General features: G+C 53.9%; 14 protein-coding genes. All 14 read left to right on the top strand.

What is annotated here, in order from left to right; genetic code table 11:
- The first annotated feature begins 1 nt into the window (after position 1).
- The 14 genes from NLX71_RS01265 to NLX71_RS01200 all read left to right on the top strand — a co-directional run bounded on the left by NLX71_RS01265 (position 2) and on the right by NLX71_RS01200 (position 13,518).
- Positions 2 to 1,075 (top strand): undecaprenyldiphospho-muramoylpentapeptide beta-N-acetylglucosaminyltransferase, encoded by a 1,074-nt coding sequence (locus tag NLX71_RS01265; RefSeq protein ID WP_254361682.1) that lies wholly within the window; start codon positions 2 to 4, stop codon positions 1,073 to 1,075.
- 194 nt (positions 1,076 to 1,269) lie between these two features.
- Positions 1,270 to 2,175: a UDP-N-acetylmuramate dehydrogenase gene (gene murB / locus NLX71_RS01260; protein WP_254361681.1), complete on the top strand. Its 906-nt coding sequence runs from the start codon at positions 1,270 to 1,272 to the stop codon at positions 2,173 to 2,175.
- Positions 2,176 to 2,190: 15 nt separating this feature from the next.
- Positions 2,191 to 3,459, top strand: coding sequence for a UDP-N-acetylglucosamine 1-carboxyvinyltransferase (gene murA / locus NLX71_RS01255; protein WP_254361680.1), 1,269 nt, complete (start codon positions 2,191 to 2,193; stop codon positions 3,457 to 3,459).
- Between the two features lie 250 nt (positions 3,460 to 3,709).
- Complete coding sequence (locus NLX71_RS01250; RefSeq protein ID WP_254361679.1) at positions 3,710 to 4,624, top strand: cell division protein FtsQ/DivIB; 915 nt, start codon at positions 3,710 to 3,712, stop codon at positions 4,622 to 4,624.
- A gap of 182 nt (positions 4,625 to 4,806) precedes the next feature.
- On the top strand, positions 4,807 to 6,054 hold the full coding sequence (ftsA, locus tag NLX71_RS01245) for a cell division protein FtsA (RefSeq protein ID WP_090669944.1): 1,248 nt from the start codon (positions 4,807 to 4,809) through the stop codon (positions 6,052 to 6,054).
- A gap of 49 nt (positions 6,055 to 6,103) precedes the next feature.
- Entirely contained in the window at positions 6,104 to 7,240 is a 1,137-nt protein-coding gene (gene ftsZ / locus NLX71_RS01240) for a cell division protein FtsZ (RefSeq protein WP_254361678.1), read from the top strand.
- Positions 7,241 to 7,686: 446 nt separating this feature from the next.
- Positions 7,687 to 8,586: a sigma-E processing peptidase SpoIIGA gene (gene spoIIGA, locus NLX71_RS01235; RefSeq protein WP_254361677.1), complete on the top strand. Its 900-nt coding sequence runs from the start codon at positions 7,687 to 7,689 to the stop codon at positions 8,584 to 8,586.
- Between the two features lie 148 nt (positions 8,587 to 8,734).
- A complete protein-coding gene (gene sigE / locus NLX71_RS01230) occupies positions 8,735 to 9,457 on the top strand; it encodes an RNA polymerase sporulation sigma factor SigE (RefSeq protein ID WP_254361676.1) in 723 nt (240 codons plus the stop codon).
- Positions 9,458 to 9,628: 171 nt separating this feature from the next.
- Positions 9,629 to 10,411 carry an RNA polymerase sporulation sigma factor SigG gene (sigG, locus tag NLX71_RS01225; RefSeq protein WP_010491950.1) on the top strand — a complete coding sequence of 261 codons (783 nt, stop codon included), beginning with the start codon at positions 9,629 to 9,631 and terminating at the stop codon, positions 10,409 to 10,411.
- Positions 10,412 to 10,738: 327 nt separating this feature from the next.
- Positions 10,739 to 11,038 carry a YlmC/YmxH family sporulation protein gene (locus NLX71_RS01220; RefSeq protein ID WP_254361675.1) on the top strand — a complete coding sequence of 100 codons (300 nt, stop codon included), beginning with the start codon at positions 10,739 to 10,741 and terminating at the stop codon, positions 11,036 to 11,038.
- A gap of 98 nt (positions 11,039 to 11,136) precedes the next feature.
- Complete coding sequence (pgeF, locus tag NLX71_RS01215; RefSeq protein WP_254361674.1) at positions 11,137 to 11,997, top strand: peptidoglycan editing factor PgeF; 861 nt, start codon at positions 11,137 to 11,139, stop codon at positions 11,995 to 11,997.
- A 78-nt stretch (positions 11,998 to 12,075) separates the two neighbouring features.
- Positions 12,076 to 12,765: a YggS family pyridoxal phosphate-dependent enzyme gene (locus tag NLX71_RS01210; RefSeq protein ID WP_254361673.1), complete on the top strand. Its 690-nt coding sequence runs from the start codon at positions 12,076 to 12,078 to the stop codon at positions 12,763 to 12,765.
- Between the two features lie 29 nt (positions 12,766 to 12,794).
- A complete protein-coding gene (locus NLX71_RS01205; protein ID WP_254361672.1) occupies positions 12,795 to 13,220 on the top strand; it encodes a cell division protein SepF in 426 nt (141 codons plus the stop codon).
- Positions 13,221 to 13,248: 28 nt separating this feature from the next.
- Positions 13,249 to 13,518, top strand: coding sequence for a YggT family protein (locus NLX71_RS01200; protein WP_254361671.1), 270 nt, complete (start codon positions 13,249 to 13,251; stop codon positions 13,516 to 13,518).
- Positions 13,519 to 13,530: the final 12 nt, after the last annotated feature.

Raw genomic sequence — 13,530 nt, 5'->3', positions numbered from 1 at the left:
TATGAAAAAAATCGTCTTCACCGGCGGCGGTACGGCCGGTCATGTGACGCCGAATTTGGCGGTGATGGCCAAGCTGCGCCAGCTCGGCTGGGACATGGAATATATCGGTTCCAAGGATGGGATCGAGAGAGAAATTATCGAGCACGAAGGGATTCTGTTTCATCATATCGCTTCGGGCAAGCTGAGGCGTTACTTTGACGCCAAAAATTTTAAAGATCCGTTCAAAGTGCTGCAAGGCGTCGGTCAGGCTTACCGGCTGCTGGGCAAAATTAAGCCCCATATCGTATTTTCCAAGGGCGGCTTCGTTACCGTGCCGGTTATCGTTGCCAGCAAACTGAGGGGAATTCCCGTCATTTCGCATGAGTCCGACTATACCCCGGGCCTCGCCAACAAAATTACGATGCCCCTCGTCTCCCGTATTTGCGTGACTTTTCCCGAAACGTTGAAATATGTCCGCGGAGACAAAGCGGAACGCACAGGTCTTCCGATCCGCGAGCAGATCTTGGGCGGGAAGGCGTCCCGCGGACTGCAAATGAACGACTTTCATTCTCAAAAGCCCGTCCTGTTTATTATGGGCGGCAGCCTTGGAGCCCAGCGGATCAACCAAACGGTTCGCGAATCGCTGGAATCACTGCTGGAGCGGTTTCAGGTCATTCATATTTGTGGGAAAGGAAATACCGATCCCTCCTTCGACCGAATCCGGGGCTACCGGCAGTATGCGTACGTCAAGGACGAGCTGCCCGATCTGCTTGCCTGCGCCGATCTGGTCGTCTCGCGGGCAGGCTCCACCTCCATCTTCGAATTTCTTGCGCTGCGCAAGCCGATGCTGCTCATCCCTTTGACCCGCCAGGCGAGCCGCGGAGACCAGATTCTTAACGCGGAATCGTTCCGGGGCATGGGCTATGGCAAAGTGCTGTTCGAGGAGGACCTGAATCCGGAGTCGCTGATTTCCAATCTCTGTGGCTTGTCTGCGGAGCAGGATGAAATTCGGCAGCGGATGGAGTTAAATCCGTACGGCAACGGCACCGATCACGTCGTGAAGCTGCTTGAAGCCTATTGTTTGCCTCGCGCCTAGTGAATTTTGCACTAGGCGATTGTCACACTCTGATACGTTTCACATAAACTACACTATACCGTGACAGACACTTGGCGAAGCGGCGCGCAGCCCGGGCAAGAACGCAGTAGCCCTGCGCGTGCCGCCAATCCTTGGTTCCGGAGCTCGTTTACCGGAAAGCCGGACGCCGCGTCGTTCTGTGAAGGAGGTTTCCCATGCAACAGGTCATAACGGAATTGCTGAACGGGTCTTGCGGCGAGTTGCGGCTGAACGAACCGCTTGCTCCCTACACCACGTGGAAAATTGGAGGTCCGGCCGACATTCTGCTCATTCCTCGTACGCGATCGCAGCTTATCGATGCGGTAAAGCTGCTGAACCGGCACCAGATTCCATGGACGGCTCTAGGGCGGGGCTCCAACATGCTTGTAACCGACAAAGGGATACGGGGCGTGGTCATTAAGCTCGGGGATGCTCTGGAAACCGTAAGGTTCGAAGGGGAACTCGTCTATGCCGGCGGAGCCTATTCGTTCATTAAGCTGTCGGTGATGGCGGGCAAGGAAGGATTGACCGGCCTGGAGTTCGCGGGGGGTATTCCGGGAACCGTGGGAGGCGCCGTCTACATGAATGCCGGGGCGCACGGGTCTGATGTGTCACGCATCTTATTGCGGGCTGAAGTACTGCTCCCGACAGGGGAGTTGGTGACGCTGAACAATGAGGATTTGGCTTATGCTTACCGACATTCGATTCTGCAGACGAAGCCGGGGATTGTGACTGAGGCGGTATTCCAGCTGCGGTATGGCGACCGCAAGGAGATCGCCGCTACACTCGCGTCGTACAAAGACCGGAGGCTGCGGACGCAGCCGCTGCAGCTTGCTTGCGCCGGAAGCGTCTTTCGCAATCCTCAAGGACACTTCGCTGCCAAGCTGATCGAGGAAGCCGGACTTAAAGGCCTTCGGGTCGGCGGAGCCGAAGTATCGCCCCTGCATGCCAACTTCATTGTCAACACCGGGCAGGCGACGGCCCACGACGTGCTCACCCTGATCGAACAAGTCAAGACTGCCGTGAACGAGAAGTTCGGCGTCTGCCTTGTAACCGAAGTATTGGTGGTAGGTGAGCGGTAAATCGGAGGTGGGACTTTGGAAAAGTTGGTTATCGAAGGCGGGAAACCTCTCTCGGGAGCCATCAGAATTCACGGTGCGAAAAACGCCGCTTTACCCATTCTGGCAGCCAGCATCATGGCGGAAGGAACATTCACGATTGAGAACGTGCCGAATTTGTCGGACATTCATGTGATGCTCGGCATTTTGCGGGCGCTGGGATGCAGGGCGGAGTTGGTCGGGGATAACGTCATCGTGAGTACGAACGCCGTTCATCAGTTTCATATTCCCGAAAGCCTGATGAGCCAAATGCGATCCTCCATTTTTTTGATGGGCCCGCTGCTTTCCCGCCTCGGACGCGTGGAGCTGTATCAACCGGGCGGCTGCGCGATCGGCGAGCGAAAAATCGATCTGCACTTGCAAGGGCTGGCAGCTCTGGGAGCGCATATCGAGGAAAACGGCAGCCAGATCGTGTGTACGGCCAATGAGCTGCAGGGTGCGGAAATTGTGCTCGATTATCCGAGCGTGGGCGCGACCGAAAACATCATGATGGCTGCCGCGATGGCCCGGGGGATGACAACGATCACCAATGCGGCCCGAGAGCCTGAGATTCAAGATTTACAAAACTTTTTGAACGCCATGGGCGCTCGTATTATCGGCGCCGGTACGGATACGATCACCATCGAAGGCGTATCGGAACTAACCCCCTGTACTTACCGGATCATTCCCGATCGCATCGTAGCCGGCACGCTGATGATTGCCGCTGCGGTTACAAGAGGAAACGTGACGCTGGAGAAGGTTTGTCCGGCTCATCTAACCTCCGCCATTCATGTGCTCAAGCGGGCAGGTATTCAAATCGCAATTAACGGTGATATAATGAATGTGTGCGCTCTCGGCCGGCCCAAATCGGTGGAGAGGATCGTTACCTCGCCTTATCCGTCGTTCCCCACCGACCTGCAATCGCAAATCATGGTACTGCTCAGCCTTGCCGACGGGGTAAGCATCGTGAAGGAAACCGTATTTGAGGGACGATTCAAGCATGTTGACGAACTGTCGCGCATGGGGGCGGATATCCGGGTAGATTTGAATTCAGCCTATATCCGGGGAGTGCCCAGACTGTATGGCGCCACCGTGGAAGCGACCGACCTTCGCGCAGGCGCTGCGCTCGTCATCGCCGGATTGGCGGCTCAGGGATCAACCATCATCGAACAAATCCATCACATCGACCGGGGGTACGACCGGATTGAACTGATGCTCGCGTCCCTTGGGGCGGGTATTCATCGTACGACGCCGGTGCCTACGGAGTAGCACTTTATACATCCATATGACCACAGCCGCTGGAATATCCCTTTTTCCTTGGGAGAAGGGATACCCTGCGGTTTACATATTCCGTATTGGAGTTGCGTGATCTCGCAGGCGATGCCGGCAATACGGGCGAGGACGACCGTCCTGCCTAGCCTGCGGACGGCTCCCGTCCTGTCCGGGACAAGCTGCCCGGCGCAAAATGCGTACAGAGCCTGCCATGCGGGCTTTGTTGCGTTCAGAAGAGGAGGCACCTATGGAAGACAGACTCCCAGTGATCAAGAAACCGAATCCGAAAAGCCGGAGCAGCAAGAAGCTGCTAGTGTTTTTATTTATCTTTTTTATTACGCTTCTGCTGATTCTCTTTTTCCAATCGTCGCTCAGCAAAATAACGAAGATTGAGATTCTAGGGCAGCAGCTCGTATCCAAGGAAGAAATCACCCAAGCGGCCGCCGTCAAAGCGGGAGACCACTTTTTTTCCGTCTCATCCTCCAAAGTCGAATCGCAGGTCAAAGCACTACAGATGGTCGAATCGGTCGAAGTGTCCAAAAAGTTCCCGGGGCGTCTGATCATTCAGGTGCACGAGTACCCAAAGGTAGCTTACCAAGTTGGAGAAAACGGCCAGATTGAGGCGCTGCTCGCCGACGCCAGCGTCGTGCCTTTAACGGTACAGGGCGTTGCGCTGGATAAGCCGATCTTGACGGGATGGTCGAAGGACGATCCGCTCAAGATCAAGCTGTGCCTGAACATGTCCAAGATGCCGGCCGCTTACTTCTCCGACGTGTCCGAGATCAAGCCTTCACCGACACTTTCATATCCCGATAAAATCAAGATGTACACCCGATCCCATTATGAAGTGGAGACGGCGATTGAGTATTTGCCCGAAAAAATGAAATATTTGGATTCTTTAATTGCCAGCCTGCAAAGTAGTAAAATAACAGGGGGCGTGATTACGATGCTCGAAGCAGATACGCATGCCCCTTTTGACAAGGATTCGGGCAAAACGAACGCCAAGGATGCAAAAGGCAGCGCGGACGGAAAAGACGGAAAAGACACCAAGGACACCAAGGATGGTAAAACCCCTGCTTCCAAAGAGACGGACAAGCGCGATACCGCATCATCGTCCGCCGACGAAAAGAAGCGGGAAAGTCAGGAAACGGCCCGTAACTAAGCAAAATACGCTACTCTACCTGCTAGAATAGTGCTAGAATTGAAATTATGGTATAATTTAAGTCTGGCCGTGAAAAAAAATGAACTAAAAAAGAGGGAATTGCCGAGCCGTGTGGAATATCTACAGGAGGTTTTGCTGACCAAGGCTCATTATCGAAATTATGTTACAGGAGGTGCCACGGGTTGAGCAGCAATGACATCATTGTTAGTTTGGACATCGGTACATCCAAAGTTCGTGCTATTATTGGAGAAGTCGTTAACGGCGCCATTAATATAATTGGAGTTGGATCTGCCGACTCGCAGGGAATTCGCAAAGGAGCGATCGTGGATATCGATCAAACGGTCCAGTCGATCCGGAGCGCAGTGGATCATGCTGAGCGAATGGTCGGAGTGCAAATATCGGAAGTGTACGTTGGAATTTCCGGCAATCATATTGCGCTGCAATCGAGTCACGGGGTCGTTGCGGTATCGAACGAAGACCGCGAAATCGGCGACGATGACATTGAACGGGTCATTCAGGCGGCGAAAGTGATTCCATTGGCTCCCGAACGCGAGATTATCGGCGTTGTGCCGAACCAATACGTGGTGGACGGAACGGATCAGATTCACGATCCCCGGAGCATGATCGGAGTTAGGCTGGAAGTCGAAGCAACCATCGTTACCGGTACGAAAACGGCGATACATAATTTGCTCCGCGTCGTGGAGAAATCCGGGCTCAAGGTAGCCGGACTTATCTTGATGTCGCTGGCCGCAGGCCATCTGGCCTTGTCGAAGGACGAAAAGGCCGTCGGGACTGTGCTGGTCGATATCGGGGCCGGAGCTACGACGATCGCCATTTTTAACGAGAACAATCTGGTTGCTACATCGACGCTTCCGATCGGAGGCGAGTTCATTACGAACGATATCGCTTACGGCTTGCGGACGCAAGCGGACATCGCCGATAAGATCAAGCTGAAATTCGGGTGCGCCATCGTAGAGCATGCAGACCCGGATCAAGTGTTCAAGGTTAACCGGATCGGCAGCAATGTGGACAAGGAGTTTTCCCAGGTCGATCTGGCAAACATCATCGAGCCCCGGGTACAAGAAATATTTCACCTGATCCGCTTGGAAGTTCAGCGGCTTGGCTTCACCGATCTGCCTGGCGGTTATGTGCTCTCCGGCGGGACGGCTTCGCTGCCCGGCTTGTTGAATGTCGCCCAAGTGGAACTGGCGTCTTCCGTTCGTATTGCCGTTCCCGAGTTCATCGGCGTGCGCGACCCTGCTTTCACGAGCGGCGTAGGGATTATCCAGTACGCCTCCAAATATTTGCGACACGCCAAACAAAGCTCCGGCGTCAAGAAGCTGGTCACGACGAAAAAAGCGTCTTCCGGTCAAGAGCAAAAGCCCTCGGCCATGGAACGTTTTAAAAATTGGTTAAGCGAATTTATTTAAACTCGGGTAGCTTGTACGACGAAAGCCTAATGAGGGGGAAGACGCTAGTATGTTTGAATTTGATATGGATATGGAAGGGTTCGCCAAAATAAAGGTAATCGGCTGCGGCGGCGGCGGAAGCAACGCTGTTAACCGGATGATTGACACCGGCGTGAAAGGGGTCGAATTTATAACGGTCAACACCGATGCGCAAGCTCTGCACCTCGCCAAATCGGAGATGAAGCTGCAAATCGGGGACAAGCTCACGCGTGGACTCGGAGCCGGCGCAAATCCCGATGTCGGGAAGAAGGCGGCCGAGGAGTCGCGCGAGTTAATCGCCAACGCGCTTAAAGGCTCCGACCTCGTCTTTGTTACCGCAGGTATGGGCGGGGGCACAGGAACAGGCGCAGCGCCTGTTATCGCCGAAATCGCCAAAGAGTGCGGCGCGCTGACTGTCGGCGTCGTGACACGTCCGTTCCGTTTTGAAGGATTGAAGCGCGCTCGGCAAGCAGAGCAAGGGATTGCTGCTCTCAAAGAAAAAGTCGATACGCTCATTATTATTCCGAATGACCGTTTGCTTGAGATCGTTGACAAGAAGACGCCGATGCTGGAAGCGTTCCTTGCGGCGGACAACGTTTTACGTCAAGGGGTTCAAGGGGTTTCCGACCTGATCGCCGTTCCCGGCTTGATCAACTTGGACTTTGCCGACGTCAAAACGATCATGACCGAGCGCGGCTCGGCTTTGATGGGAATCGGCTATGCTTCGGGCGAAAGCCGCGCGGCGGAAGCGGCCAAGAAAGCGATCAGCTCCCCGCTGCTTGAAACGTCGATTGACGGCGCGCGGGGCGTGCTACTCAACATCACGGGCGGCAACAACCTGTCGCTTTACGAAGTCAACGAAGCGGCTGATATCGTGGCCGATGCTGCGGACCCGGAAGTTAATATGATTTTCGGTGCAGTCATTGACGAAAGCTTGAAAGACGAAATTCGGGTGACTGTTATCGCCACCGGTTTTGAACATAGAGAACCATCGTCAGCTTCCAAAAAACCGGTAACGACGGGAACGACCACGTCCTCCAATCCATCGCAGGAGCCTGCGGACAACCGTCTTGGCAACCTCCGTCCGTTCGGAGGCCAATCGTCGAACGACCAGCTCGACATCCCGGCTTTCCTTCGCAATCGCAATCGCAACGGCTTAGACAAGTAATGGACTAATCTATATTATTTAATGCACAGCCGCCTCTAGGGATAGAGACGGCTATTTTTTTCGGCTCCTCGCGTACCGAGAGGTGGCAGTTTCTTCCTACTCCTCCCTTGGTTGGGAGGAGTGAGCCCTCGCTAGATCAGCTTGTGTGGCGGAGAGCAGTGTATGTGCCGTAGAGTTTACGTGCCGCCTTTGAACTCGGGTTCTTACCGCAAGGTAAGTTTAATAGAACCCGAGTTCAACAGCGGCCGAAGGCACATACGACTGCTCGCAGCCACATGCCCCGCTGATCAAGTTTCAACTCCCGCTCGATCAACTCCGCTCACTCCCCCCAACCCCCTCCTCTCGACAAAAATAGTACCGCCCCCTCGGCATGTTTAGACAGACTTTGGAATATGGTTGGGATATACTTGTCTCATTCGCGGCAAGCAGGGCGGGAGGTAACGAAGATGGTCGTGTACATCGATGTCATTTTCCTCATGAACGTGCTGATCGACGGCGCGCTGCTCTGGACGACGGCCTGGTCGCGCAAGCTCCGTTACCGTCCGTGGCGGCTGGGGCTTTCCGCAGCCATCGGGGGCAGCTATGCGGTGATGCTGTTTTTTCCGCCGTTATCGTTTCTGTTTACGTTTGCGCTAAAATTTGCGCTTTCTCTGCTCATGCTGCTGACCGCCTTCGGATTTGGGGGATTGCAGCATTTTTTGCGAAACCTTGGCGCATTTTACGTCATTAATTTTATGGCAGCTGGTGCCGTCTTCGGGTGCGCCTACTTCTGGCAATCCTCCAGCGAAATCATAAATGGCCTCTTGTTCAGCCACGATCTGGGGGTTACGCTGACGATGCTGGTCTTTTCCTTCCCGTTGGCATTATGGCTGTATCGTCACGTCCTGCAAGCCTTGAGGCGCAAGCAGGAACTGACCTCGTTCTTGGCCAAGGTGGAGGTTCATATCGACGAATTTGCCTCCAGTTGTATCGGGCTTATTGATACGGGTAACCAACTGTACGATCCGCTGACGAAAACGCCGGTCATGGTCATGGAAGCGGCACAGTGGGGGGAGCGCATTCCCGAAGCTTGGCTGGTCAAAATCCGCCGGGCCGAAGTGGATCAGCTCGTGACGTCGATCGGTACCGAACCCTTTATCTGGCAGGACCGCTTGCGCTTGGTGCCGTATCGTGGAGTGAACCGGAATACGCAGTTTATGCTGGCGCTCAAGCCGGACCGGGTCGTTATCACGACGGGAAGCGAGCAGATTGAGGCAAACAAAGTGCTGATCGGACTGGACGGAGGTCGACTCAGCTCGGACAACGCTTATCAGGCCATCATTCATCCGTCGCTAGTCAACATGTAACACGAGCGGGACCTGATATCTGCCGCCTGGCTTGCCGCAGCTCAAGTCCGTGCTTGTAAAGGAAGAACGAAGCTTGACCGCAACAAAGTTGTTTTCACGACGGGGATGTCCGGCTATTAAAAAGGTTCGAATGGGAGGAAGCGTAAACATGATGGTCAAGTGGAAGCTGATGCTGCAAATTATGTATTTTCGCCTGCTGCTGGCGTTGGGGCTCAAATCGGACGAAATCTACTACATCGGTGGAAGCGAAGCGCTGCCGCCCCCGCTCACACGCGAAGAGGAAGAATATTTACTGGAAAAGCTTCCTTCAGGAGATGCGGCCATCCGTGGCATGCTGATCGAACGAAATCTCAGGCTCGTCGTTTACATCGCGCGTAAATTCGAGAACACAGGCATCAATATCGAAGACCTCGTATCGATCGGCGCGATCGGCTTGATCAAAGCGGTCAATACGTTCGATCCCGAGAAAAAAATTAAGCTCGCCACGTACGCCTCGCGCTGCATCGAGAACGAAATTTTGATGTATTTGCGGCGCAACAGCAAGATTCGCACCGAAGTTTCGTTCGACGAGCCGCTCAATATCGATTGGGACGGCAACGAGCTATTGCTTTCGGATGTGCTCGGAACGGAAAACGACACCATCTACCGCAATATCGAGGAGCAGGTCGACCGCAAGCTTCTCCATAAGGCGCTTGACAAGCTGTCGGAGCGCGAGCGGATCATCATGGAGCTGCGTTTCGGTTTGCAGGACGGCGAAGAGAAGACGCAAAAGGACGTCGCGGACATGCTCGGCATCTCCCAGTCATATATTTCGCGGCTCGAAAAGCGCATCATCAAACGGCTCCGCAAAGAGTTCAATAAGATGGTGTAAACTGGAAAAAGTTTTTTTCATTGGCGATGAAAGCGAAACCGTCCTTGCCGGAACAGGCTTTGAACGATTTTCGGGTGGCGATGGGGCGGGTAGAGAGCCCGGAGGAACCGCATAAAAAAGCATTCCGAGGAGATAATTAACAGTAATATTTCTCCTTGGGAGGTAATCACGGTGACCCGAAACAAAGTCGAAATATGCGGTGTCGATACGGCAAAGCTACCGGTTTTGACCAATGCGGAAATGCGTGAACTATTCGTGGACCTGCAAACGAATAACGAACGATCTGCAAGAGAGAAATTAGTCAACGGCAACCTCCGGCTCGTGCTGAGCGTCATCCAGCGGTTCAACAACCGGGGGGAATTTGTCGACGACCTGTTCCAAGTAGGCTGTATCGGACTGATGAAGGCCATTGATAATTTCGATTTGAGCCAGAACGTCAAGTTTTCCACCTACGCGGTTCCGATGATTATTGGAGAGATCCGCCGTTACCTTCGGGACAACAACCCGATCCGCGTATCCCGCTCCTTGCGCGATATCGCTTATAAGGCGCTTCAGGTGCGCGATCAGCTGACGAATCAAAATTCGCGGGAGCCCACCATTTATGAAATTTCGGAAGCGCTCGGCGTGCCGAAGGAGGATGTCGTGTTTGCGCTGGATGCCATACAGGACCCGGTGTCGCTTTTCGAACCGATCTATCATGACGGCGGCGATCCGATCTATGTGATGGACCAGATCAGCGATGACCGGAACAAAGACGTATCGTGGATCGAGGGTATTGCCCTCCGGGAAGCGATGCGGAAGCTGAACGACCGCGAGAAAATGATTTTGTCCATGCGTTTTTTTGACGGAAAGACCCAGATGGAAGTGGCCGACGAAATCGGCATTTCCCAAGCGCAAGTATCCCGGCTCGAGAAATCGGCCATATCCCAGATGCAGAAGCATGTGAAAAACTGACGGGAGCTTGCCCGACCTGCGAAGATCCGACCGACTCGCTACAATGCTGCGGGCACGGTCTTTTTTTATTGATTCGATAAAAAGCTTTTTTATAGCCTGGCAAGGACATTTTGCCCAAGTTGCTCATATAGTATAAAAAAGGGCATTTGTGGAACCGGTTTTTTGGTTTTGGAACGTCTATTGGCGAGTTGGTCGTAGAGTGAAAAGTGATCCGCGGCGAGTTTTTTTCAGGTGTTTGAGCCGAAGCGGATTACTTATCACTCGCAGACGTGCCGCCAGTGAAGCTTCCAAAATCGTTCCGCAACATGCCTCCCCGGTGGTGACAGCGTGAAAATATCCGATTTTCAAACCAAAGACGTGATCAATATCGTCGACGGCAAAAAGCTGGGCCAAATCAGCGACTTGGAGCTCGATCTCCGGCACGGGCGCATCGAGGCGATCGTCGTCCCGAATTCCTCCCGTTTTTTCGGATTGTTCGGCGGCGGAACCGATGTGATTATCCCTTGGAACAATATCGTCAAGATCGGCATGGACGTCGTCCTGGTCAAGCTGGAGGACGTTCGGGCTTTCCGCCAGCAGGAGCCGGCCGATAACGTGTATGAGTACAACCGCCAATCCCGCGGATAAGACAAACGAAGACAGACGTGTATTCACCCGGACGAACAAGGGTGTTCTTTTTTTTCGCTTCGTGTATACTGAGTAGTAAAAAGACGGGAGGCGGACCCATGGAACCTTTTGTAATCCGACAAGCCGAAAACGGCTGTGAATTGCTTATGCTGGAGCGTTTCATGAACGCCCGTCCGGCCGTAACGGCCGGCTTTACGACAAGACGCGGCGGAGTCAGTCGCGAAGCCTTCGGCAGCTTAAACTGCGGGCTTCACGTGGAGGATGCGCCCGCAGACGTGGTCGCGAACCGAAAATTGCTGGCCGAGTCGCTTGAACTGCCGTTCAAATCGTGTACATACGCGGAGCAAGTGCACGGGAAGGAAATCCAGGTAGTTGGCAGAGGGGAGCGCGGTGCGGGCAACGATTCTCGGGAGAAGGCGCTGCAAGGCAAAGATGGCTTCGTGACGAACGAACCGGGAGTTTTTTTGCACGCGTTGTTTGCGGATTGTGTGCCGCTGTATTTTTACGATCCGGTCCGCAAAGCGGTAGGATTGGCGCATGCAGGGTGGAAGGGGACCGCACTGCAAATCGCCAAGGCAACGCTGGAAACGATGAGCGCAGCATACGGGACCAAGCCCCGGGACGTGAAGGCCGCGATCGGCCCTTCCATCGGCGTATGCTGCTACGAGGTGGATGATGCCGTTATTGCGCGAATGGACAAGGTGCTGGAAAAGGTTGCGCCGGGAAGCGGTGCCAACGAATCCGGCATTTCGCCGTTCTATGAAAAAAAGCCCGACGGAAAATACAAGTTGAACTTGCAACAAATAAACCGACAAATTATGATAAAAGCAGGAATTATGCCGTCTTCTATCGAAATAAGTGGTTTATGCACAAGCTGCCGTACCGACTTGTTTTTCTCGCACCGCAAAGAGGGCGGAAAAACCGGCAGAATGGCGGCATGGATCGGACTGCGGGAATAGCGGCTGGGGGACTTCCGGCTTGGCAACACCGGGACCGCCCCATAGCCGGGCAGGCCGAAAGTGAGGTGAATTGACGTTTTGACTATACAACTGCAGGAACGAATCGAAGAAGTCCGCAAACGTATTGCCGCGGCTTGCGCCCGCGCGGGACGCAGCCCTGAGGAGGTGCGCGTCATCGCCGTGACGAAGTACGTTTCTTTGGAAACGACGGGACAAGCGCTGCGGAGCGGACTGACGGATGTCGGCGAGAACCGCTGGCAGGATGCCGCTGCCAAATGGGAAGCTTTCGGTAGCGAAGGCGTGTGGCATTTCATCGGACATCTGCAAACGAACAAAGTAAAGGATGTCGTCGGACGATTTACCTATATTCATTCATTAGACAGGTTGTCGCTGGCCAAAGAGATCGAGAAGAAAGCGGCGGCGCTCGGAATCGAGGTTCCGTGCTTTATTCAACTGAACATATCGGGGGAAGAAACAAAGTACGGTTTGGAGCCCGGCGAGCTGCTTAATTTTGCGGCGGAGCTGCGGAGCATGAAGCATATCCGTGTGGCCGGTCTGATGACCATGGCGCCTTATGAAGCGGAGCCTGAGGCGACCCGTCCAGTGTTCCGCGGCTTGCGCGAATGGCGGGACAATCTGAACCGGGAAGCCGTGTTCGATTACGAAGTGACCGGTTTATCGATGGGAATGTCGAACGATTTTGAAGTGGCCATTGAAGAAGGAGCGACTTGGGTGCGTCTTGGTTCGGTCTTGGTAGGTAAAGAGTGACAGAGATGAAACTCCGGGGAGGAAAGGATATGGGCGTAATGAATAAATTCATGAACTTTCTCGGCCTGCAGGAAGAGGAAGTAGTCGTGGAGCGCGAGCGCGTCGGAGAGCATCGCGAAGAAGCTGAAACCCCGGCGCAGGAACTGCGTAAAAATAAGGGGAACATCGTCAGCATCCATTCACAAAAAAACGTGCGGGTTATCTTGAATGAGCCACGGTCTTACGAGGAAACCCAGGAAATTGCCGACCATTTGCGCTCACACCGGCCCGTCGTCGTCAATCTGCACCGGGTCCGGCCGGATCAGGCTACGCGGATCGTTGACTTCCTGAGCGGTACTGTGTATGCGCTCAGCGGTTCCATCTCGAAGATCGGACCGAACATTTTTTTGTGCACTCCGGATAACGTGGAAATTCACGGTTCGATTTCGGAAATGATGCATCATAACGAAGAATAGCGTACTTAGAAAGAACGAGGTGAACAGCTTGTACTCCATTGAAGGTTACATTCGCACTTTAATTCAGATTTACCAGTACGTGCTCATCGCCTACGTTCTGCTCTCCTGGCTGCCGAGCGCGCGAGAAAGCTTTATCGGGGAAATGCTGGGGAAGCTGTGTGAGCCGTATTTGTCCGTATTCCGCCGTTTCATTCCACCGATCGGCGGGATGATCGATATCTCCCCGATTGTCGCGCTGATTGCGCTGCGTTTCGTAGGGGAAGGAATCGTTGCGGTTCTACGCTTCATTATTCGGTAGCCTAATATGGCA

The organism is Paenibacillus sp. MZ04-78.2 (assembly GCF_024213375.1).
Taxonomy (GTDB): domain Bacteria; phylum Bacillota; class Bacilli; order Paenibacillales; family NBRC-103111; genus Paenibacillus_G.
The sequence above is the reverse complement of the archived record's forward strand: the minus strand, read 5'-3'. Positions and strand labels throughout refer to the sequence as shown.